We start from the raw sequence: 21,740 nt of genomic DNA on the forward strand, positions 1-21,740 counted from the left end.
TCGCTGAATCGCCAATTACTCCTCATATAGGGAGCCTCCACATGACAGCAATACCGCACCAGCACATCACCGACCTTAAAGAGCGGCGCCGCACCCTCCAACAGAGGGCGCGCACTATCCGTGCCGCCACCGGAACCCCCTACAGTTCTGAGGTGCATCTGCTGCTCGGGCAGAGCTACCTCGACCCCGCTTCCTGGCGGGAACTCACCGCCTCCGGCGGGGTACGCGCCGCAGTACGCAGGGCACAATTTGTGCGCCGGTACCGGCACCTCCTGGCACGTCTAGAAGCCGCAATCGAGCAGTACGAACAGGCAAGCACAGCGCAGAATTCCCCTGGAGCTGAGAGAATGCCGTGAATATGAGAAAATAGCCGTTATGGCTGAAAACATTTTGGGCTCAGACTCGCCCGTACAGATTAACGTTCCCGACCGCCCCGCCCTCGAAGGCCTCGAAGAGAAGCTCTCGCAGCGCTGGGCCGACGAGAAGACCTACGCATTCGACGAGAACACCACTCGCGAACAGGTCTACTCCATTGACACCCCGCCGCCGACCGCATCCGGCTCCCTGCACGTGGGTCACATGTTCTCCTACACCCAGACCGACGTCATTGCACGCTACCAGCGCATGACCGGCAAGAACGTGTTCTACCCCCTCGGCTGGGATGACAACGGCCTGCCCACCGAACGCCGCGTTCAGAACTACTACGGCGTTCTCTGCGACCCCTCCGTGGCAGACAACGACTCCTTCCGTGACCTGATCACCTGGAAGGCAGACGGCACCCCCAAGCCCGACCGCAGCCAGGCAAAGTGGCCGCGTATCTCCCGCAACAACTTCATTGAACTCTGTGAAGAGCTCGCGGTTGAAGACGAGAAGGTCTTCGAAAACCTCTTCACCACCCTGGGTCTGTCCGTTGACTGGTCGCGCACCTACCGCACCATCGACGCGCACTCCCGCAAGGTCTCCCAGCTCGCCTTCCTGAAGGACCTAGAAGCAGGCAACGCCTACATGGCTGAAGCACCGACCATGTGGGACGTCACCTTCCGCACCGCAGTGGCACAGGCTGAGCTGGAAGATAAGGAACGCCCCGGTGCGTACCACCGCATCAGCTTCCACCGCCCCAACGGCGAGAAGGTCTGGATTGAGACCACCCGCCCCGAGCTGCTGCCCTCCTGTGTGGCTCTCGTGGCACACCCGGACGACGAGCGTTACAAGCCGCTGTTCGGCACCACCGTCACCTCCCCGCTGTTCGGCGTTGAGGTCGAGATCAAGGCGCACCCGCTGGCACAGCCCGACAAGGGTGCCGGTATCGCCATGATCTGTACCTTCGGTGACACCACCGACGTCACCTGGTGGCGTGAACTGCAGCTGGACACCCGCGCCCTCATCGGTCGCGACGGCCGCTTCTCCCGCGAAACCCCCGAGTGGATCACCTCCGCCGAGGGTCGCGAGCGCTACGAGCGCATGGCGGGCGCCACCGTCTTCACCGCGCAGAAGACCGTCGTGGAAATGCTGGTTGAGGCTGGCGAAATGGACGGCGACCCCAAGCCGATTACCCACCCCGTGAAGTTCTACGAGAAGGGCGACAAGCCCCTCGAAATCGTTGCTTCCCGCCAGTGGTACATCCGCAACGGTGGCCGTGACGCTGCACGCCGCGAGAAGCTCATCGAGCGCGGCCGTGAGATGAACTGGTACCCCTCCTTCATGCGTAGCCGCTACGAGAACTGGGTTGAGGGTCTGAACGGCGACTGGCTGATTTCTCGCCAGCGTTTCTTCGGCGTTCCCTTCCCCGTCTGGTACCCGCTGGACGCTGAGGGCGAGCCGGACTACGAGAACCCGATTCTGCCGACCGAAGAGATGCTGCCGGTTGACCCCGCATCTCAGGCTGCTCCCGGTTACACCGAGGATCAGCGCGGCGTAGCGGGCGGCTTCATCGCCGACCCGGACGTTCTGGACACCTGGGCTACCTCCTCCCTGACCCCGCAGATTGCGACCGGCTGGGGCGTGGACCCGGACCTGCACGCGAAGACCTTCCCCATGGATCTGCGCCCGCAGGGCCACGACATTATCCGCACCTGGCTGTTCTCCACCGCTGTTCGCGCGGAGACTCTGGCTTCCTCCGTGCCGTGGTACAACACCGCGCTCTCCGGCTGGATTCTCGACCCGGACCGCAAGAAGATGTCCAAGTCTAAGGGCAACGTTGTGGTCCCCAATGAGGTGCTGGAGAAGTACGGTTCGGACGCTGTGCGCTACTGGGCTGCTTCGGCTCGCCTGGGTGCTGACACCGCCTACGACGAAGGCCAGATGAAGATTGGCCGCCGCCTTGCCATCAAGCTGCTGAACGCATCCAAGTTCGTGCTGAACCTGGGCGCTACCGAGAAGTCCGTGATTACTTCTCAGGCTCAGGGTCGCGTGCTGATCAACGCTCTGGACCGTTCCCTGCTGGCTCGCCTGGCGTACCTGATTGAGGAAGCAACCGCAGCGTTCGAGAAGTACGAGTACGCTCGTGCCCTGCAGATTTGCGAGAGCTTCTTCTGGTCCTTCACCGACGACTTCGTTGAGCTGATTAAGGACCGTGCGTACGGTGCTCGCGGCGAGCAGGAGCAGGCTTCTGTTCTGGCTGCGCTGGCAACCACCCTGGATGCTCTGCTGCGCCTGTTCGCGCCCTTCCTGCCGTTCGTGACCGAAGAGATTTGGTCCTGGTGGCGTGCAGGTAGCGTGCACCGCGCCGAGTGGCCGCAGGCACTGCCCATTCTGGAGGGTACACTGCTGGCTGAGTACTCTGCACAGAACCCGACTGCTGGCATTTCTGCTCAGTGGGTCCTGGCGGACGCTGACCCGGCTCAGATTGAGTCGCTGAAGCAGATCCTGCCGGATGTTGCTGAGGCTCTGGGTGGCCTGCGTAAGGCTAAGAGCGACGCGAAGGTTAAGCAGCGCACCGAGGTTGAGTCCGCAACTATTGCGGCTCCCCAGGCTCAGCTGGATCGCATTGCTGCTGGCATGGCTGATCTGAAGGCTGCCGGTAACGCTCGTGAGCTGTCCCTGGTGGCGGCTGAGGGCGAGCTGGAGGTTCGCGATGTTGTGCTCGTTGTGGAAGAAGCAGCTGAGTAATTTCGCCTAATTTTGAGCGTTGTTCGCTTAAATTTATGACGCTACTTGAGCGTTGAGGACGGGGCGGTACCGGTTGACGGTACCGCCCCGTTTTCTGTGCCTACTGTTCGTTGTAGCTCGCCGGGTGTGAGGCCCCAGCGGCTGACCTCTACGGCTCTGACTATAGGATTTGTCCAAGCTGCGCCCGTGGATGCCTGCTCCAGCCCTCTGAGAATCTTCACTAGCGGTTCCCCCAACGATATGGGTTTAACCTGCTAATCTGTGGGGATTCTGTGGGATTTCCAACCCCTTTTTTTATATTCATCAATGTGCAAAGAGCATAATCAACCTTATGAGATTGACTGTCACTTTATGTATGATTGTTGATGCGAGGGTTTTACCATCAGGAACAACCCTCTATTCAACTTCAGCAACAGACAAATCACCGGTACGAGTAACGACATACCCCGACCAACCGCACGACAGTAAACCACCCGTCAGACGCAGCGATGCGTCCTGACTCTGACCCGCGCCAAAGTAGGCGCACCCATAATTACTATGAATTCACACTCTTCATCTTCCGGATTACCGCAAGAGCCTCAGGCGAGGCAGAGCTCAACCCCGAGCACGCCGCCAGGAGCGCAAACCAACATTTCCCCCAATCAGCTTCAGCACTATCACACGAGCCTGAACGAGTACATCAGCCAGGCACGTGAACATGCCCAGGCGCTGCGTGCCAGCTACACCAACGAAGTGTATGAACTCTGGCTTCACCATATTTCCACCAGCGCCGCCACCGATGAGGCGAGCATCGCCTCCGGTTCGTTGACCGCTCAGCAGCTTGAGGACCTGACCCGCAAGTGGGTGCGCTTCATGCGTGAAAGCCGCGATATGCTGCACCACGAAAGCTCCATTGCCGCCGCACGTGCCGCTGTGGAAGCTAAGCCCCTCCCCGAGTAGGGTCACCCTTTATTTCTTTCGCGCGGCAACGCCAGCACTTTCGCGTTGGTACCGCGTTTTTCTGCGGCGGGGCTATCGAGCCAAGCGATTAAGCCCTGCCCGGAATGCGTACTTCACATAACCTGCCCCTTGCTATAGTTATGGATATTCAAAGACCCTAACTATGTTGCAGAAAGGGCGGGAATGTCCCACCAAAAACGCGTCCTGCGGCCTATCCGTAGCGATGTTGCTCCCCCAGTTACCTCGCCACCGGTCTACCGTGGTGATATTGACGCGCGCGGTACGGCGCAAGACCTCGTCCCGCGCAGCTTGTGGGTTGATTTCTGGGACACTCTCTTCTTCATCTTCGCCGGCATCGCGGCCCTCGTGCTGACCTTCATGATTCTGGCGAATACGGTCGGCCATTCTTTCTGGGGTTTCCCCATTGCCTTCATTTTCTGGGCGGTCACCGCGTATCTGACGCTACCGCGTTTTCACGCCATCATGACCCGCATCTATGTGCCCGACTACTTTATTGGGCGCACCCGCACCCCGGACGGTCTGCTCGGTGACCCGGTCAATATCGGTCTGATTGGCACCGAGGAGCAGATTCACCAGGTCATGCAGGACGCAGGCTGGACCCGCGCTGACAACGTCACCCTCGTCTCTTCCTGGAAGATTATTCTCTCCACCATCACCCGCCGCTCCTACGCGGAGGCGCCGGTCTCCCCGCTGAAAATTTTTGGTAAGACGCAGGCTTTCGCCTACCAGAAGGAAGTGGACGGCAACCCCGAGAAACGCCACCACGTGCGCTTCTGGAAAACCCCGGACGGCTGGCTTCTGCCGGGCGGTCACCAGGTGGATTGGTTGGCGGCGGGCACGTACGACTCCGGTGTGGGTTTCAGCTTCTTCACCCTGCAGGTCACGCACCGCATTGACTCTGAAACCGACTTTGAACGCGACTACATTGTGGAGTCCATTCAGTACGCTCACCCGGAAACTCACGTTGAGATTCTGCACGATTTTTCCTCCGGCTACCACGCCCGTAACGGCGGCGGCGACGCGATCCGCACGGACGGCGCGCTCCCGGTCATCGTGCTGAACAATGAGGGTCTGGAGCCGCAGGAGCAGGAAGAAATTCACCTCTCCAGCGCGCACGACCTGGCGTACCGCATGCCGCTGAGCCTGCTGGTCGGTTCGGGTATGCTCATCGCCGTGACCCTCGCAGACATTATCAACAGCGTCATTCTGGCGCTCAGCCGCCCAGCTCTGCGTGCCAAGCTGCTGGAGGAAGGCTCCGGCAACGACATTGAGTTGCTGGACCTCTTCGATCAGGTGGATAGTGACGTGCTGCTGACCATTACCGGTACGGTGCTGGTTGGTTTCGTGGCGATTTATTCGGCGGTGCACCTGTTCCTGCTGTGGAGCACGCTGCGCGGCTCGTCGAAGGCGCGCCGACTGGCTCTGCTGTTGACTGCGCTGAACTTCGCGGCGATTACCGGCGGCGTGCTGTGGGGGCGCCACTCCCTGCCGCTGTCCACGATTTTCTTCCAGCTGGGCGTTGCGGTGTTCGCAATGTTGGCGTTCACCTCGGACGCAGCGGTTCAGTACACGGCAACCCGCACCTTCCATATGCGTGATACGAAGATTGTGCAGCGGGCAACGCACCCGAAGGTTCTCGAGCACAGAGCTCAGCGCAAGGCTCAGAAAGCACTGAAGGCGCAGAAGACGCACAATGCGCAGAAGGCACGCAAGGCTACCTCTGCAAGCGGCGCTCACCGCGCATAGAATGCAGGCTTCAGGGATTGCACGTTTCAGCGCAACATAGTGAATAGAAAAGTACCGCCCGGTCAATAACATGACCGGGCGGTACTTTTTTGCTCTGAAACCGCAGACTCTACCGAGCCTGCGCGCATTGCAGGAATCTCAGCACATTGCAGGGTTCTTAGGCTTCGCCGTTTTCGCCGTGGAAAATCGGGCCCACGTTACGGGGGCGCTTGAGCTCAAAGAAACCAGGGTAGGAAGCCAGCGCCAGCGCGCCGTCGAAGAGCTTACCAGCCTCTTCACCGGCAGGGCTCGGGGAGATGACCGGGCCGAAGAAAGCGGTACCGTTAATGGAAATCAGCGGAACACCCACATCGGTGCCGCCCACAGTCTCCAGCGCCAGATCCAGGGAGGCGCGCATCTGCTCATCGTACTGGTCGGTGAAGGCGACATCCACCAGCTCTGCGGGCAGGTTAACCTCCTCCAGCGCCTTGACGATTGCGTCGCGGTAGGAATCAGCCTTGTTCTTGTTGTGGTGAATCTGCTCGCCCAGAGCGTCGTAGAGGGGCTTGATGACCTCGTTACCGTGCAGCTCGCGCACAGCGGTGATGAGGCGGGTCGGCGCCCAGGACTGGTCCATCATTGCCTGGTAGTCGGCGGGCAGGTCGCGGCCCTGGTTGTGCATGGACAGCGAGAAGGGGCGCCAGGTCACCTCAACGTTGCGGACCTTCTGCACCTCGCCAATCCAGCGGGAGGTAATCCAGCACCAGGGGCAGATCGGGTCGAACCAGAAATCAATCTGTGCGGGTGCGTTCTCAGCCATGAGTGTTCCTCTCTCATACGGTTGCGCCAGCCGCTTCTATGAGCCGGCGCTTATTCTTCGGTACACGCTCTTCAGCACACGTTCTTCAGGACATGCCAGCGAGAGCAGTACCTGCTAGTGAGCCGTCACCCCGTATAACAGGGGCGACGGCTTCTTTATTCCCTAGCCTGTCGGCTGGAAGTATTCGGTTATGCCGCCTGACGGTCCGCTTCCTTCAGGGAGGCGGCCTTCGCCTCCCCCTTTACGGTGCGGGTGGTCTCGGTTTCGGGGTCGGGCGCCTGCAGCACGTAGCGGGGTTCCGTGCCGTTGAGCACGGTGTCCTCACCGATGACGATGGACACCACATCGGTGCGGTCCGGGATGTCGAACATAATCGGCTGCAGAATCTGCTCCATCATGGCGCGCAGGCCGCGGGCACCGGTGCCGCGTTCGGCGGCGAGGCGGGCAATAGCCGCGACCGCAGCGTCGTCGAGGACCAGGTCCACGCCGTCCAGGGCGAAGAGGTGACGGTACTGCTTGAGCAGCGCGTTCTTCGGTTCCGTCAGCACGCGAGCCAGCTCTTCTTCGTTGAGCTCACTCAGAGTCGAGATGACCGGCAGGCGGCCAATCAGCTCGGGGATAATGCCGTAGTGCGCCAGGTCCTCGGGCATGATCTGGTCCAGTGGGTTCTTCACGGAACCGCCCAGTTCAGCGCCGAAACCGATGCCGCCGGCACCCACTCGGGCTGCGATGCGGTCGTCAATATTGTCGAAGGCGCCAGCCACGATGAAGAGAATGTTCGAGGTATCAATCTCAATATTCGCGTGTGCCGGGTGCTTGCGTCCGCCCTCCGGCGGTACGGTCGCCACGGTGCCCTCAATAATCTTCAGCAGCGCCTGCTGCACGCCCTCACCGGACACGTCACGGGTGATGGAGAGGTTCTCGCCGCCCTTGCGGGCAATCTTGTCGATCTCGTCAATGTAGATGATGCCGCGCTGAGCCTTAGCAATATCACCGTCAGCGGCGTTGATGAGGCGCAGCAGAATGTTCTCCACGTCATCACCCACGTAGCCCGCCTCGGTGAGGGTGGTTGCGTCGACCAGGGCGAAGGGCACATCCAGCTTCTTCGCCAGGGTTGCCGCCAGGTAGGTTTTACCGCAGCCGGTCGGTCCGAGCATCAGAATATTCGACTTGCCCAGCTCCACCTGCTCCCCCGCGGTCGCCGAAAGAATGCGGGAGGTCAGCACCGGGTTATCAATATCGTGGATGCGCTTGTAGTGGTTGTACACCGCCACCGCCAGGGTCCGCTTCGCCGCGTCCTGACCGATGATGTAGTCGTTGAGGTAGCTGTAAATTTCGCGCGGAGTAGCCAGCTGAGATGCAGGCGCCGCCGCGGAGGATTTCACCTTCAGACGCTCTTCAGTGAGGATCTCTTCGCACAGCTCCACGCATTCGTCGCAGATGGAAACATTCGGGCCGAGCACAATCTTGAAAACCTGCGCGCGAGTCTTCTTGCAGAAGGAGCATCGCATGCTGGCGTTGGGCTGTTCGGGAGGCACAATGATGTCTGTGGCCACGAAGATTCCCTTTCGATCGGCGTGGTGAAATCGGTGCAGAAGGGTCAGTGACCTGATATCTGCGGTGATTTCTCAGGAGGGGCACCGGCGGGTGGTGGGCGCCGTGGTTTGAGTGAGAAACCGGTATGAAATACTCGAATTTTCTCCCTCTCTAAGGCTACCGGAGTTCACCCCGGAACTCAGAATTACGCACCGCAAATGAACGGACTTACCGGGCATATGACAAAGCGCGTCTTTTATGACGGCGGCGGGGCTGATACTCCGGCATATGACGGTAGGCTGTGACGCTAAAGCCCGACAAGAAAGCGCAGGTCAACGCAACATATCAGCCTGCCTTGCCGTACCCCTGGCGGGCGCAAAAAGGGCGGCACCGCACCGCGCACCAGCCCGAAGGCTCGCACACGAAGCGATGCCGCCCCTCCCCCGAAAAACGCTCGGGGATATTCCTCAAAACTTTAGGTGTGGGAAATAGCGGTGTTGGTCGCAGGCTTACGCAGCTTACGAGACTCCAGCACCTTATCGACCAGGCCGTACTCCAGGGCAGCAGCCGCAGTCAGAATGTTGTCACGCTCAATGGAACGGTCAACTTCCTCGTAGGTCTTGCCCGAGTGCAGTGCCAGGGTCTGCGCAGTCCACTCACGCATACGCATAACCTCGTTCGCGTGAATCTCAATGTCAGATGCCTGACCGCCCTGCTGGCCGCTCAGTGCGGGCTGGTGAATCAGCACGCGAGCGTTCGGCAGCGCCAGACGCTTGCCGGGGGTACCGGCAGCCAGCAGAACCGCCGCAGCGGATGCCGCCTGGCCCAGGCACACGGTCTGAATCTCGGGGCGGATGAACTGCATGGTGTCGTAGATGGCGGTCATTGCGGTGAAGGAGCCGCCGGGCGAGTTAATGTACAGGGTGATGTCACGCTCGGGGTCCTGTGCCTCCAGAACCAGCAGCTGAGCCATGATGTCGTCAGCGGATGCGTCGTCCACCTGGGTGCCCAGGAAGATGATGCGGTCCTCGAACAGCTTTGCGTACGGGTCCTGACGCTTGTAACCGTAGGGGGTGCGCTCCTCGAAGCTGGGGAGCACGTAGCGGTTGCTCGGCATAGCCGGCGCCGAGGTGGTGATATCGTTCGGCAGGTAGTTCATGTGCATCTCCCTTATGCGTTCTTCGATTCGGGCAGCTTACCGGCGGTGGTCGCAATGTGGTCGAAGAAGCCGTATTCCAGGCCTTCTTCCGCGTTGAACCAGTTGTCGCGGTCGTTATCCTTCAGGATGGTTTCCAGGCTCTTGCCGGTGCGCTCAGCGGTGATCTCTGCCAGGCGCTTCTTCATGTCCAGAATCAGCTCAGCCTGGGTGCGGATATCCGATGCGGTACCGCCAATACCGCCGAGGGGCTGGTGCATGAGGATGCGGGCGTTCGGGGTTGCGTAGCGCTTGCCGATGGTGCCTGCGGTGAGCAGGAACTGACCCATGGATGCTGCCATACCGGTCACCACGGTCACCACGTCGTTCGGGATGAGCTGCATGGTGTCGTAGATGGCCATGCCGGCGGTGACGGAGCCGCCGGGAGAGTTGATGTACAGGTAGATGTCTGCCTCGGGGTCTTCAGCCGAAAGCAGCAGCATCTGGGAGCAGATGAGGTTAGCGTTGGAGTCGCGCACCTCGGAGCCGAGCCAGATAATGCGCTCCTTCAGGAGGCTGTTGTAGACGTAATCTTCCTGGGCACCAACGATGGGGGTTGCCATAGACGGCGCGGGCGCCACGCCGGCTGCCTGGGAGGCGCCGATGGGCAGAGGCATGTAGCTGGACATTCTTCCTCTTCTTCTCTAATGGGTCTTCGCTGCATCTTTGCGCGATTTACGCGCCGGAGCGCACGCGAAAAGTTTCGTTGCTACTACCTTACCGATAGTTGCTCTCCCCCGCTTCCCTTCGGGTTGTTCGTTCGCCAGGGGGTGAAGCAGATGCGAAAACCTCGGTACGGAATAACTTGAGGGCGGAATAGTTTGGGGTGAAAAGAGCCTCAGCGGGCACCCAACCGGTAATTCGGTGGATGCCCGCTGAGGCTACACGTTTCAAGCAATCAGCGCACGCCCTCTAGCGGGGTGGCTTTTTGCAGACCGTGGCAGGGATTTAGGCAGCTGCCTCTTCGCCCTCACCCAGGTACTTGGACAGGTCAACAACGTTGCCCTTGGTGTCCTTGACCACTGCGGTCTTCAGCACTGCTGCCAGAGCCTTGGAGCGGCGAACCTCGCCGACCAGTGCGCCAGCCTGGCCGGAGCCGTCCAGCATCTGTGCGAACTGGTTGGGGTCCATGCCGTACTGGGAGCTCATGGTGATGATGTAGTTGATCATCTCAGCCTGGTCGACGGTCACTTCTTCCTTGTCCGCAACAGCGTCGAGAACCATCTCGTTCTTGAATGCGGTCTCGGTGTTGGCGCGAACCTCGGCGCGGTGCTCCTCGGTGTCGTGGCCTGCTTCAGCGTTGGGGTTGTTGAAGTGCTGCTCGAGCTGGTCCTCGATAACCTTCTCGGGGACGGGGATCTCAACGAGCTCAACGAGCTTTGCGAGGACCTTGTCGCGTGCCTGGGTGCCCTGCTCGGCAACCTTAGCTTCTGCAACCTGCTTCTTGATGTCTTCCTTCAGCTCGTCGATGGTGTCGAACTCGGAAGCCAGCTGTGCGAACTCGTCGTCAGCTTCGGGCAGCTCGCGCTCCTTGACTGCGGAGAGCTTGACCTTGATGACTGCCTGCTCACCTGCGTGCTCGCCGCCGGAGAGCTTGGTCTCGAAGGTTGCCTCCTCGCCAGCGGACAGGCCGGTCAGAGCCTCGTCGATGCCGTCGAGCATGGTGCCGGAACCGATCTGGTAGGACAGGTCGTTTGCTGCGTCAACCTGCTCGCCGTCGATTTCTGCGGCGATGTCGATGGTCACGAAGTCCTTGTCAGCTGCGGGGCGCTCAACGGTCTTCAGGGTGCCGAAGCGCTCACGCAGAGCGTCCAGTGCCTGAACCTCGTCCTCAGCGGTGACCTCTACCTCGTCAACCTCAACCTCGAGGCCCTCGTAGTTGGGCAGCTCGATTTCGGGGCGGACGGTGACGGTGATGGTCAGCTTGACGTCTGCCTCACGGTTCTCGGTGGAGGGCTGGGACTGAACGTCCAGCTCGGGCTGTGCCAGGGGGGAGAGTTCGTTCTCGCCCAGTGCCTGTGCGTAGTAGTCGTTCAGAGCGTCGTTCAGGGATGCCTCGACGATGTAGTCGAAGCCCGCACGCTGCTCGATGAGCTGCTTGGGCAGCTTACCCTTGCGGAAGCCGGGAACGCTGATCTGACCCGAGAGGTTCTTGTAGGTGCGGTCCAGGTAGGGCTTGAATTCTGCGAAGGGAACCTCGACCTCAATCTTTGCGAGGGTCGGGTTGAGCTTCTCGACGGCGGTCTTCACGTCCGTGATCTCCTCATATAGTTTCGGTGCGGCACGAATCGTGTGTGCCGCGGTTGCTTAGTGGAAAGAGCGCCACGACCTTGTAGCGTCGCGGCAACCGTTTCACGTCGGGGCGACAGGATTCGAACCTGCGATCTCCTGCTCCCAAAGCAGGCGCGTTAGCCAAGCTACGCCACGCCCCGTGAAACCGACCGTGTTGCACACTTGCGTGTTTAACACAGTCAGTGCCCTAGTTTACCTGTTTTCCCGCTAAATGCCCAACACAGCAGCTCGTGCGCGGTTTATTTCCACTGAGCGCGTACTCCCCTAATAAGGATGGGCAGACCGGCACAAAAAGAGGAGGCGAGCGCCCACAAGAACAGGCAAAGCCAGCACACAAAACCGTGCCAACACGCCAAAGAGTTTGACAGCACAGATGGAACCTCGCTACTATGGTCAAGTTCCATTCCGGGGATGTAGCTTAATGGTAAAGCCTCAGTCTTCCAAACTGATTACGCGGGTTCGATTCCCGTCATCCCCTCCATGAAAAAGGCTCCGACGCAAGCGTCGGGGCCTTTTTGCATTCCGGGGATTCCGGGAATCGCTTCCGGGCGAAAATACATTCCCTCGCGCGCTCGGGATTTTCGCCCTCCAGCCCGTCACCCCCTCGAGAACTATCCTGAACGAATCGTGAGAACCGCTTCCACATGCGGATTTGTTTCCTCGCGCGCTCGGAATCCGCACGCCCCCGTCATACCCAACAATACAGGCCCCCCACCACACTTACCTCACCCCAAAAAACTTCACTCCAGTAGAATAATCGGAGACAAATACGAATATTTGCATCAATGCGGATTATATACCGTAAAATATGGTACACTTATTCGAAGATATTCTATTTTAGATAGGAAAATCCAGTGACCTTGAAGATTAATGAAAAAGCTTTGGAAAAGCTTGTACAGCAACAGATTGCTGCAACGACTCAGAAATATCAGCATGAGTTTGACCGCATCGCCTCAACTATGAAGGGCAAACCGGTGGAGTTGATTCTGCCGGAACTGCAGAAGTTTGTGAAGCAACAGGGTGGAAATGTTGATAATGCACAGCTGAAGGAGTGGGCTCAGCGCCTCTCTAAGGGCGAGAAATTCATCTTCACTTCATAAGCCCTCACAAAATCAGAGCAGTAGAGCTAAGCGAGGAGCCCCAATTTACTATCGAGGACTCCTCGCTTTTCTCGTATCCACAGCCGTGAGTTAGAGCCGAATATCACTAGACCTGGCAGCCGGGGCACCAGTAGAGTTTGCGGCCGGCGATTTCCTCCATGCGGATGGTCGTTCCGCAGCGGCGGCAGGGCTCGCCGTGGTGCATGTACACGTAGTTCGCGTGGTCGGGCCACGCTTCGGTTTCGGGCACGCCGGGGCGGTCTTCGGGCTCGGTGGTGATGATGCGCCCCACGCGCACGCCGATGACCAGCAGGTGCTTATTGTCCTCCCAGAGTCGCTCCAGTTCCTCGTCGCTGAGGCTCTTGCCGGGGCGTAGCGGGTCAATTTCCTGGCGGTACAGCGATTCGGCGCGGAAGATATTGCCCACGCCGGAGATTGCCGCCTGGTCCATCAGAATCACGCCAATCGGGCGGGAGCTCTTACGTGCGGCGCGGTAGAACTGTTCGGGGTCGGCATCCGGGTTGAGCGGGTCGGGGCCGAGCTTGGAGCGGACGGTGCGCACCTCCTCCGGAGTGAGGGTGCGGCAGATAGTCGGGCCCACCAGGTCCGCCCAGCCGTGCTCCGAAACAATACGGCAACGCACCGTACTCTTCCGTTCGGGAGGACCGGCGTAGGGTTCCCCCTCCCCCGCCGCGTATTCTTTTTCGCCGATCTTGCGGGGCGCGCCAATGCTCGAAGCACCCGTGAACGTCTCATCCCCACCGAAGCTCCAGTTACCGTAAATACCCAGGTGCACGTTCAGGGTCAGGTCGTTCTCGAAGGTCACGAACAGGTGCTTACCGTGCGCGTACGCCCCGGTGATGGTGTGCCCATCCAGCAGGGCGGCACCCTCGGCGTAGCGGCCCTGCGGGGAGGAAACCTGCACGCGCTCGCCGGTGAAGACGTCACTGATTTGGCGGGCAATACGGTGGATGGAGTGGCCTTCGGGCACGGGTTCTCCTCGAAAACTTGTCGGCTAGAAATAGTGCGGATTATATGGGGTGCAAAGACGACTGAGGCGCATAGCCTGCACTATGCGCTTCAGATTTTAGAGCTTAGGCAGCGTCAATCTGCTTGCCGGCAATGTCGCCGGTCTGCTCGTACTCAGCCAGCTGACCGATACGGCGTGCGTGACGCTCCTCGTTGGTCCAGGGGGTAGCCAGGAAGACCTTGATGATTTCCAGTGCTTCTTCCTTGCTGTGCTGGCGGCCGCCCACAGCAATGACCTGTGCATTGTTGTGCTCGCGAGCCAGTGCCGCGGTGTCGTGGTTCCACGCCAGAGCCGCGCGGATACCCTCAACCTTGTTCGCAGCCATCTGCTCGCCGTTGCCGCTACCGCCCAGCACAATACCCAGGGAGTCCAGGCCAGCCTCGCGGTCACGCTTCACGCCAAGGGCTGCATTAATGCAGAACGAGGGGTAGTCGTCCAGCGGGTCATAGTCGGCGGGGCCGTGGTCAATCATTTCGTAGCCCGCAGCGGTGAGGGACTCGATCAGGTAGTGGCTCAGTTCGAGGCCAGCGTGGTCGGTTGCGATGTGTACGCGCAAGGTACTCTCCTGGTGATTTTGTCTTGGTGTGACGTGCGTTTGTGCGTTCGTGGGAGGCGCCGGTTCTCAGTTCTGAGCGCCGTTGCTAGAGTGCGCCGCGCATCCATCAGGTGGGATACGCTTCCCCGTTTGGGTTTTTTCTGTCTTAACTGTATCGAATTCGCGCGGGTTCGGGTAATGCGGAGCCTTCTAGACCCCCACCTATACGGTAGACTGTGGGATATGGCACTTTTTGGTGTCCCGATTCGCCGCGCCCAAACTTGAACGCCTCCAGCGCTACGTATGCAGCGTCGCAGGAGCCGCGCACCTCGGGAACCAGCGCACCATGACAGGGCGTGTCAACACGGCACGCTATTCACATCTAAGGAGAGGGAGCTGTATGCCCGGCCTGAACCTAACCCGCAATGAGGCAACCGAACGCGCATCCATTATTAAGCGCGTGCACTCGTACCGTATTGAACTCGACCTGCCGAAGGACAAAGACGTCTTCTCCTCGAAGGTTGAAATCCGCTTCGACGCTCAGGAAGGTGCCTCCACCTTCATTGACGCCATCACCTCCTCGGTCAAGTCCATTAACCTCAACGGCGAAGAGCTGAGCACCGACCTGGCGGATGGCGAGCGCATCCAGCTGCCGAACCTTGCTGCTGAGAACACCCTGGTCATTGACGCAGAGATGTTCTACACCAACACCGGTGAGGGTCTGCACCGTTTCGTGGACCCCGCCGACGGCGAAGTGTACCTGTACTCCCAGTTTGAGGTGCCGGATTCCCGCCGCGTGTTCCCCGTCTTTGAACAGCCCGACCTGAAGGCTGAATTCGAGTTTATTGTGCGCGTTCCCTCGCACTGGGTGGTTGTGTCTAACCAGCCCGAGGTGAAGGTTGAGGAGAAGGAGTGCGGTTGCGGCCGTGCGAAGACTTGGTTCTTCAAGCCGACCCCGCGCATGTCTTCGTACATTACCGCGATTGTGGCTGGCCCCTACGAGAAGGTCACCAGCGAGCTGACTAACTCTGAGGGTCGCGTGATTCCGCTGGGCGTGTACGCTCGTAAGTCCCTCATGCCGTTCGTGGATGCTGAGGACATGTTTGAGCTGACCCGTCAGGGCTTCGAGTTCTACGAGGAGCAGTTCAAGACCCCGTACCCGTTCGAGAAGTACGATCAGCTGTTCGTGCCCGAGTTCAACGCCGGTGCGATGGAGAACGCTGGCTGCGTGACCTACCTGGAGACTTACGTCTTCCGCTCCAAGGTTGCGGAGGCTCTGCGTGAGCGCCGCGCTATCACTGTTCTGCACGAGCTGGCGCACATGTGGTTCGGCGACCTGGTCACCATGAAGTGGTGGAACGACCTGTGGCTGAACGAGTCTTTCGCTGAGTTCATGTCGACCCTGGCTGCTGCGGAGAACACCCGCTACGCGAAGGAGGCGTGGGCTACCTTCGCCGCGTCGGAGAAAACCTGGGCGTACCGTCAGGATCAGCTGTCTTCGACTCACCCGATTGTGGCTGAGATCCGTGACCTTGCCGATGTTCAGGTGAACTTCGACGGCATTACGTACGCGAAGGGTGCTTCGGTGCTGCGTCAGATGGTGGCGTGGGTTGGCCAGGAGAACTTCATGGCTGCTCTGAAGGTGTACTTCGATAAGCACAGCTGGGGCAACACCGTTCTTGACGACCTGCTGGTTGAGCTGGAGCGCACCTCCGGCCGTGACGTGCGTGCGTGGAGCGCTAAGTGGCTTGAGACCGCTGGCGTGAATACTCTCGCCGTTGAGGTTGAGAATGATGAGACGGGCAACATTTCGAACCTGGGTATCCGCCAGTCCTACGCTGAGGGCTTCGAGACCCTGCGCCCGCACCGTGCCGTAATTGGTTTCTACAACCTGGTGGACGGCAAGCTGACCCGCACCGACCGCATCGAGCTGGACATTGACGGCGAGCTGACCGTGGTTGAGGAGGCTCTCGGTAAGAAGCGCCCCGACCTGCTGCTGCTGAACGATGAGGACCTGGCGTACGCCAAGATTCGCCTGGACGAGCGTTCCATCGAGACCGCTATCAAGCACCTGGGCGACATTGATTCGTCCGTGGCTCGCGGCGTGGTCTGGGGTTCGCTCTGGGATACCGTGCGTGACGCTCAGATGCCGGCACGTAAGTACGTTGACCTGGTGCTGAACAACATCGGTAAGGAGACCAACTCCACCGCTCTGCGCACCCAGATCAACAACCTGTCCGCTACTCTGCACTCCTTCGTAGCTCCTGAAGCTCGCGAGGAGACCCGCCACCGTGCCGCTGACCGTCTGTGGGAGCTGGCATGCGTTGCAGAGCCCGACTCGGATGCTCAGCTGCAGCTGCTGCAGGCGTTCATCAACCAGACCCGCACCGAGGAGCAGTACGACAACGTGCAGCGCCTCTTCGAGGGTGAGCTGACCCTTGAGGGACTGGACATTGACGCTGACCTGCGTTGGAACCTGGTGTGCCGCCTGGCTACCGGTGGCCGTTTCTCCGCCGAGCAGATTGCTGCGGAGCTGGAGAACGACAACACCGCAAACGGTCAGCAGTACGCCGCTCAGGCATACGCGTCGATTCCGACCGCGGAGGCTAAGGCTGAGTACTGGAACAAGATCATGGTGACCGGCGAGCTGTCGAACATGATTCAGCGTTACGCTATTTCCGGTTTCAAGTCCGGCAAGCCCGAGCTGATTGCCCAGTACGATGAGCCGTACTTCGAGCAGATTGAGGGTATTTGGCGTTCGCGTTCGCACGAGATTTCCATGCAGATTATTGGTGGCATGTACCCGAGCGAGCCGACCGCTGAGCTGCTGGAGCGTACCGAGGCGTACCTGGCATCTCTGCCTGAGGATGCTGCGGCTCTGTACCGTCAGATTGCGGAGGCACGCGACGGCGTGGCTCGTGCGCTGAAGGTTCAGGCGGCTGACATTTAACAATGCTTGTGAGCTGAGGCGGGTTCGCCACCTGCTCTCATAAGTTTTTATTCGTCCCCTTCTACCCCGAGATTCGGGGTGGGAGGGGACGTTTCTATATGGGGTTTATGCCGGTTCTATTTTGAGTTGTGCACCGGTTTGCGCACCGAGTCTAATTCTTGTCACTGCGGTGCATATTTTTTGGTATTTTCATTTGAATATCCCTCAAAAGCTCTCTACTTGGGGTTGCGCCTATCGTATACTGTTGTGCATGCCTTCTATCAAGTCTCCTATCGCGAAAGTTTCTCTGACCGGCACAATCCTTGCTGTGGTTGCTGCCGGTTCCTTTGGCGTGTACTCCGCAGGAGGCTTCATCGCGCCCGGTGGCACTGCCGCTACCGCTGCTGCGGGCGCCGAGCCTACCCAGTCGGCGCAGGAAAGCCCCAGCGAGTCCCCCTCCCCCGAGCCGACTCCGGAACCGACCACCCCGGCGCAGAAGATGGAACGCACCGCGCAGAACGCCTTCGGCAAGGAGGGTGCGCAGGCAACCGGTGAGATTCAGGCGCCGTTCCCCACCTCCGCTGATGCCGCCGACATGCTGGTTCAGCAGTTCAAGGGTGGCGTGGTCATGTACACCCCCAAGTACGGTCCGGTTGCGGTGGAATCCGGCGTCTACGAGCACTGGTGGAAGCAGCGTGGGTACAGCGACTTTGCCGGTTGGGAGGGTCTGCCGGTGAGCTGGCGATCCAAGAAGGGCGTTCTGTACACCAAGTTTGAGAAGGCTGAACTCTACTGGGATAAGGCGAACGGTCTGCCGCGTAACACCAATGTTCTTGGCGCTAAGGATGCCCTGGTGATTGGTGACTCGCAGGTGACCGCAACCTCCTGGGTTGGTTTGGGTCTGAAGCAGGCAGGTTTCGTCCCGTACCTGTTCCGTTGCGGCGGCATCGGTTTTGTGACTGCCCGCGAGGGTGTGTGCCCCTCCTACTATCAGGGTGTGATGGGTGGCCGTTGGGCTCTGCCGAGCGGTAACCCCGGCGTGATTTACCTGGACGCCTCCGGCAATGACATTTACATTCACGAGGATGAGACGAAGGCGCGCGAGCACGTGAACGCTCACCAGACTCAGGTCATTGAGCAGCTGCGACGTATGTACCCGTCGTCGAAGATTGTGTTCGGTGGTGTGGTGTCTATGGATGAGGCGTCTGCACCGGATAAGCAGGTGGCGCATAAGCGTCACGTGGCAAACGAGGTGGCAAGGCAGGGTGCCCGCGAGACCGGCGTGCTGTTCATGGACACCTCGGGCTGGCAGAGCCTCTACCTGGCTGAGGGTGACATGGCTGATGGCGTGCATCTGAAGGAGAAGGCGCACCATAAGCTGGCGGTCCCCTTTGCGACTCGTCTGCGTGAACTGCTCGGCGCCGCGTAAACTAACTGTGTAATCAGCCGAGTACATCAGCTTCGATCAACGCATATAGCATTAGAATGAGGCGCCGGGAGGATTGAATCCTTCCGGCGCCTCATTCGTTTGAGTGGGTTACCCACCGCAGCTCTCAAGTTGGTGTGCGGGTTTTATGCCGCGACGTTTGCCTGGCGTTCCTTCGCCTCGGCCTTCTGGTGTGCGAGCACGCCCTCCGCAAGGCGACGCTTCTGACGCTCACGAGCGGCTTCCTTCTCACGCTGCTCGGCAGCCCAGGCGACCGGGTCAATGTCAATCGACTCGTAGTGCCATTCGCCAATGTAGTCGCGAATCGGGGCGACCCAGGTGACGGGAATGCCGCGGCGCAGGTACACCTCGTGGTCGGTGTCTTCAAAAGCGTGGATAATGCGGTTGCCGTCAGCAATCAGGGACTCAATGACGGAGTCTTTCCATGCGGGGCTGTTGGAGCCGTCGTTGCCGGGCTTAGCGAACACGTGCTTGGGTTCCAGACCCGCGCGGGCGATGAACTGGTTCAGTTCCTTCATGTAGGTGCCGTCGCGGCCGGTAATCACTACGACCTCTGCGCCGGTTTCTGCCGCGATTTCGCGAACACGGTCGGCAACTTCAACATTGACCGTGGCGTTGCGGATGGCCTTGAAGAATCGGCGGTTGCTTGCGAAGAAACCGGTCAGGTACTTATCCATCTGATCTCGGTTGCTGGCAAGGGTACCGTCAATGTCGACTGCAATCAGATCCATATAGGTCTCACTTTCGATCCGTACGGGAAGAATGCGCCTGGTGAGGGCGCAGCGGAAGAGTTCCCGTGCGGTGTGGCTGGTAATCGGTGTGTCAAAGACGCCCCGGTGAAAGGGCGTAGTTTTTCTAGAATACCCTATTTTCGTAAAGTAATGCCCTATCAAGCGTCATATTAAGCTCATCATCTTTATTTCAGTACGCCTAGAAAAACCGCTGGTGGCGCGGGCAAAGAACCCACACCACCAGCGTAAAAAGTCTAGAAATGTCTCGAGGAAAGTTAGAGTAGCGAACCGGAACCGCGGCGCACCAGCACCATGCCGGCCGGCGCCACAATGCGCAGCCACTCCTCCGAACCTACATGCGCAGCGAAGAGCGGCAGATCGCCCGTGAAGCCTTCCGGGATGAAACCGAACACGCGCAGGGCGAATGCCGCGCCGGTCGGTACAAGCACGGTATCGAACTCAGGTAGGTACTCCAGCACCATATCGGAGGACCAAATACGCGAGCGCACCGTGGAAAGCACAGCAGCGCCGGGGTTCTCGGGCAGGGCGCGTTCTACCGCCTCCAGACCTTCTGCGGTGGCGCGGTGGAACTCTTCAATCGGGACGGTACCAACCTCGTACCAGCCGCTGAGCGGGGCTGACTTGCCAGCCCAGCTAGCGTTGACGGTCACCGGCGGCATGAACAGCACCAGCTGCGAGTTCTCTTCGTTGCCCTGTTCTTCTGCCTGCTTCTGCAGACGCGCCAGACGGTCCAGCAGCGCCTGCGCCTGTACGGTCATGTCCAGGGTGGAGTCAGCCAGCAGGTGCAGGGCACGCAGACCCATGATGACCGGGGTGTCCGAAGAGGCATCCTGCGGCTCCAGGGAGCAGGCGAATACCGCCACCACGCGGCCGCGCGCGGTCAGGCGGATAGCGGCGTCCGGGTTCACCGCCAGGGCGCGAGAAATGTAGGTGGCAAGGTCCTTGACCACTGCGGCACCCTGCGCGCCGCCGGGCAGGATCAGGTAGGGCTCCTCCACGCCTTCGTGGGGGTTGTACTTGAGCTCAATAGGTGCTGCCGCGTTCGGTGCGCTGTTCTGTTCGGGAGCGTTCTCCTGCACGGGGGTATTGTCAGGGGTGGTTTCAGACGGCGTAGTCATTTCTGCTCCTTTTCGGCGTTGGCCTGCTCGGTGGCAAGTTGGTGGGTGATATATGCGATGGTGTGTTAGGCAGACGTTCCGGATCGACTATCCGGGTCATTGTTCCTAGTCAATGTTCCGAATCAACCTGTCGTGGTTGTCTCAGAGTATGCTCTCCCACTCTACGCCAGAAACCGGTTCATTGAAAACGTGCGAGAATAAAACCATGACCAAGCCCACTGTGACCCAAAACCTCATGCGGATGCTGGACCTCTCCCCCGTGGAGGCGGCGCCCGCCTCCTTCGGTAGTGATGAAGTGTCCACCGGTGTGACGCTCACCCGCGAACAGCCGCGTACTTTCGGTGGTCAGGTTCTTGCCCAGTCGATTATTGCCGCCGACCGCACGGTGGAGGGCAAGGACATCCACTCGATTCACGCCTACTTTCTGCGCCCCGGCGATATTGAGCGTGAACTGTTCTTCGCCACTCAGCGCCTGAACGATAGCCGTTCCTTCTCGACCCGCCGCGTGCAGGTGTTCCAGGATGAGGCGCCCATGTTCTCGGCGATTATGTCGTTCCAGTCCGATAGCCGCGGCCCGGAGCACACCGCAGTGACCATGCCGGAGGTGCCGGACCCCGAATCATTGCCGATGGTCAGCGACTACCTGGGTCAGCTCCCCCACCCCATTGCACAGGCGGTCTCGTGGGAACGTCCGATTGATATGCGACACGTGGACGCGCCCCTGTACACTCAGGCGGATGCCTCCTCGACACAGCCGCGTGCCTGTGTGTGGTTCAAGACCTTTGACCGCCTGGTGCGTGCTGATGGTTCTGAGGCATCGGAGGCGGAGCACCGCGCCGCTATCGCCTACGCTTCGGATTATCTGCCGCTGGAGCCGGCTCTGCGCCGTCACGGCAAGTTCTGGCTGGAGCCGGGCCTCAAGAGCGCCTCGCTGGATCACGCGATGTGGTTCCACCGTTCGGCGCGTGCCGATGAGTGGCTGCTGTACGTGCTGGATTCCCCGAGCGCGCAGGGTGGCAGGATGCTCGCGCAGGGTTCGATTTTCAATCGTTCCGGTGAGCTGGTGGCGACTGTGGCGCAGGAAATGATGTTCCGCCTGCCGGAATATCGATAAAGCAGAGCACCGCTAGGACTACCGGAAGGCGTCAGGCGAACCTGGCAGAGCATACAGAAAGACCGTGTGAGGTGGTTGT

At 59.9% G+C, this 21,740-nt stretch carries 16 protein-coding genes and 2 tRNA genes; 8 read left to right on the top strand and 10 right to left on the bottom strand.

The window, feature by feature from the left end; translation table 11 throughout:
- The first annotated feature begins 375 nt into the window (after window positions 1–375).
- From valS to HMPREF2842_RS02630, 3 genes are all read left to right on the top strand, one after another.
- Window positions 376–3,108 (top strand): valine--tRNA ligase, encoded by a 2,733-nt coding sequence (gene valS / locus HMPREF2842_RS02620; protein ID WP_070642557.1) that lies wholly within the window; start codon window positions 376–378, stop codon window positions 3,106–3,108.
- A gap of 732 nt (window positions 3,109–3,840) precedes the next feature.
- On the top strand, window positions 3,841–4,047 hold the full coding sequence (locus tag HMPREF2842_RS02625) for a hypothetical protein (protein WP_049345611.1): 207 nt from the start codon (window positions 3,841–3,843) through the stop codon (window positions 4,045–4,047).
- A 183-nt stretch (window positions 4,048–4,230) separates the two neighbouring features.
- Entirely contained in the window at window positions 4,231–5,814 is a 1,584-nt protein-coding gene (locus tag HMPREF2842_RS02630) for an LssY C-terminal domain-containing protein (protein ID WP_070642561.1), read from the top strand.
- Window positions 5,815–5,971: 157 nt separating this feature from the next.
- On the opposite strand, the gene HMPREF2842_RS02635 is transcribed toward HMPREF2842_RS02630, so the two are convergent.
- The 6 genes from HMPREF2842_RS02635 to HMPREF2842_RS02660 all read right to left on the bottom strand — a co-directional run bounded on the left by HMPREF2842_RS02635 (window position 5,972) and on the right by HMPREF2842_RS02660 (window position 11,776).
- Window positions 5,972–6,613, bottom strand: a complete 642-nt coding sequence (locus tag HMPREF2842_RS02635; protein WP_070642565.1) for a DsbA family oxidoreductase — start codon at window positions 6,611–6,613, stop codon at window positions 5,972–5,974.
- Window positions 6,614–6,801: 188 nt separating this feature from the next.
- A complete protein-coding gene (clpX, locus tag HMPREF2842_RS02640; protein WP_049342216.1) occupies window positions 6,802–8,124 on the bottom strand; it encodes an ATP-dependent Clp protease ATP-binding subunit ClpX in 1,323 nt (440 codons plus the stop codon).
- A 500-nt stretch (window positions 8,125–8,624) separates the two neighbouring features.
- The gene (locus HMPREF2842_RS02645) at window positions 8,625–9,314 is read right to left on the bottom strand and encodes an ATP-dependent Clp protease proteolytic subunit (RefSeq protein WP_012903382.1); all 690 of its coding nucleotides are present in this window, start codon (window positions 9,312–9,314) and stop codon (window positions 8,625–8,627) included.
- A 5-nt stretch (window positions 9,315–9,319) separates the two neighbouring features.
- Window positions 9,320–9,973, bottom strand: a complete 654-nt coding sequence (locus HMPREF2842_RS02650) for an ATP-dependent Clp protease proteolytic subunit (protein WP_005505718.1) — start codon at window positions 9,971–9,973, stop codon at window positions 9,320–9,322.
- A gap of 319 nt (window positions 9,974–10,292) precedes the next feature.
- Window positions 10,293–11,594, bottom strand: coding sequence for a trigger factor (gene tig, locus HMPREF2842_RS02655; RefSeq protein ID WP_070642571.1), 1,302 nt, complete (start codon window positions 11,592–11,594; stop codon window positions 10,293–10,295).
- A gap of 107 nt (window positions 11,595–11,701) precedes the next feature.
- Window positions 11,702–11,776, bottom strand: a tRNA-Pro gene (locus HMPREF2842_RS02660).
- A 267-nt stretch (window positions 11,777–12,043) separates the two neighbouring features.
- Between HMPREF2842_RS02660 and HMPREF2842_RS02665 the strand changes: the two genes are divergently transcribed.
- Both HMPREF2842_RS02665 and HMPREF2842_RS02670 read left to right on the top strand, forming a co-directional pair.
- Window positions 12,044–12,117: transfer RNA gene (locus tag HMPREF2842_RS02665), tRNA-Gly, on the top strand.
- A 373-nt stretch (window positions 12,118–12,490) separates the two neighbouring features.
- The gene (locus HMPREF2842_RS02670) at window positions 12,491–12,736 is read left to right on the top strand and encodes a hypothetical protein (protein ID WP_049327799.1); all 246 of its coding nucleotides are present in this window, start codon (window positions 12,491–12,493) and stop codon (window positions 12,734–12,736) included.
- Window positions 12,737–12,842: 106 nt separating this feature from the next.
- Here the strand turns inward: HMPREF2842_RS02670 and HMPREF2842_RS02675 are convergent, their stop codons facing one another.
- Window positions 12,843–13,727: an Fpg/Nei family DNA glycosylase gene (locus tag HMPREF2842_RS02675; RefSeq protein ID WP_070599857.1), complete on the bottom strand. Its 885-nt coding sequence runs from the start codon at window positions 13,725–13,727 to the stop codon at window positions 12,843–12,845.
- 103 nt (window positions 13,728–13,830) lie between these two features.
- Window positions 13,831–14,322, bottom strand: coding sequence for a ribose-5-phosphate isomerase (locus HMPREF2842_RS02680; protein ID WP_070642576.1), 492 nt, complete (start codon window positions 14,320–14,322; stop codon window positions 13,831–13,833).
- Between the two features lie 379 nt (window positions 14,323–14,701).
- Here HMPREF2842_RS02680 and pepN point away from each other — a divergent pair, with 379 nt between their 5' ends.
- Both pepN and HMPREF2842_RS02690 read left to right on the top strand, forming a co-directional pair.
- The gene (gene pepN, locus HMPREF2842_RS02685) at window positions 14,702–17,251 is read left to right on the top strand and encodes an aminopeptidase N (RefSeq protein WP_070642580.1); all 2,550 of its coding nucleotides are present in this window, start codon (window positions 14,702–14,704) and stop codon (window positions 17,249–17,251) included.
- A 250-nt stretch (window positions 17,252–17,501) separates the two neighbouring features.
- Entirely contained in the window at window positions 17,502–18,659 is a 1,158-nt protein-coding gene (locus tag HMPREF2842_RS02690) for an SGNH/GDSL hydrolase family protein (protein ID WP_246823160.1), read from the top strand.
- Window positions 18,660–18,802: 143 nt separating this feature from the next.
- Here the strand turns inward: HMPREF2842_RS02690 and HMPREF2842_RS02695 are convergent, their stop codons facing one another.
- Both HMPREF2842_RS02695 and HMPREF2842_RS02700 read right to left on the bottom strand, forming a co-directional pair.
- Window positions 18,803–19,408 carry a phosphatase domain-containing protein gene (locus HMPREF2842_RS02695; RefSeq protein ID WP_049327794.1) on the bottom strand — a complete coding sequence of 202 codons (606 nt, stop codon included), beginning with the start codon at window positions 19,406–19,408 and terminating at the stop codon, window positions 18,803–18,805.
- 275 nt (window positions 19,409–19,683) lie between these two features.
- Entirely contained in the window at window positions 19,684–20,547 is an 864-nt protein-coding gene (locus HMPREF2842_RS02700; protein WP_070642588.1) for a DUF8185 domain-containing protein, read from the bottom strand.
- A 205-nt stretch (window positions 20,548–20,752) separates the two neighbouring features.
- Between HMPREF2842_RS02700 and HMPREF2842_RS02705 the strand changes: the two genes are divergently transcribed.
- Complete coding sequence (locus HMPREF2842_RS02705) at window positions 20,753–21,661, top strand: acyl-CoA thioesterase (RefSeq protein WP_049345634.1); 909 nt, start codon at window positions 20,753–20,755, stop codon at window positions 21,659–21,661.
- Window positions 21,662–21,740 lie beyond the last annotated feature (79 nt).

The organism is Rothia sp. HMSC069C10 (genome assembly GCF_001812205.1).
In the GTDB taxonomy this organism is placed as follows: domain Bacteria; phylum Actinomycetota; class Actinomycetes; order Actinomycetales; family Micrococcaceae; genus Rothia; species Rothia mucilaginosa.

Excerpts from the sequence above, each read along its gene's own strand:
- HMPREF2842_RS02635 (WP_070642565.1), bottom strand. The coding sequence starts at position 6,613 with ATGGCTGAGAACGCACCCGCACAGATTGATTTCTGGTTCGACCCGATC.
- valS (WP_070642557.1), top strand. The coding sequence starts at position 376 with ATGGCTGAAAACATTTTGGGCTCAGACTCGCCCGTACAGATTAACGTT.
- HMPREF2842_RS02650 (WP_005505718.1), bottom strand. The coding sequence starts at position 9,973 with ATGTCCAGCTACATGCCTCTGCCCATCGGCGCCTCCCAGGCAGCCGGC.
- HMPREF2842_RS02645 (WP_012903382.1), bottom strand. The coding sequence starts at position 9,314 with ATGCACATGAACTACCTGCCGAACGATATCACCACCTCGGCGCCGGCT.
- HMPREF2842_RS02705 (WP_049345634.1), top strand. The coding sequence starts at position 20,753 with ATGACCAAGCCCACTGTGACCCAAAACCTCATGCGGATGCTGGACCTC.
- clpX (WP_049342216.1), bottom strand. The coding sequence starts at position 8,124 with ATGCGATGCTCCTTCTGCAAGAAGACTCGCGCGCAGGTTTTCAAGATT.
- pepN (WP_070642580.1), top strand. The coding sequence starts at position 14,702 with ATGCCCGGCCTGAACCTAACCCGCAATGAGGCAACCGAACGCGCATCC.
- HMPREF2842_RS02700 (WP_070642588.1), bottom strand. The coding sequence starts at position 20,547 with ATGACTACGCCGTCTGAAACCACCCCTGACAATACCCCCGTGCAGGAG.
- HMPREF2842_RS02695 (WP_049327794.1), bottom strand. The coding sequence starts at position 19,408 with ATGGATCTGATTGCAGTCGACATTGACGGTACCCTTGCCAGCAACCGA.
- HMPREF2842_RS02630 (WP_070642561.1), top strand. The coding sequence starts at position 4,231 with ATGTCCCACCAAAAACGCGTCCTGCGGCCTATCCGTAGCGATGTTGCT.
- HMPREF2842_RS02690 (WP_246823160.1), top strand. The coding sequence starts at position 17,502 with ATGCCTTCTATCAAGTCTCCTATCGCGAAAGTTTCTCTGACCGGCACA.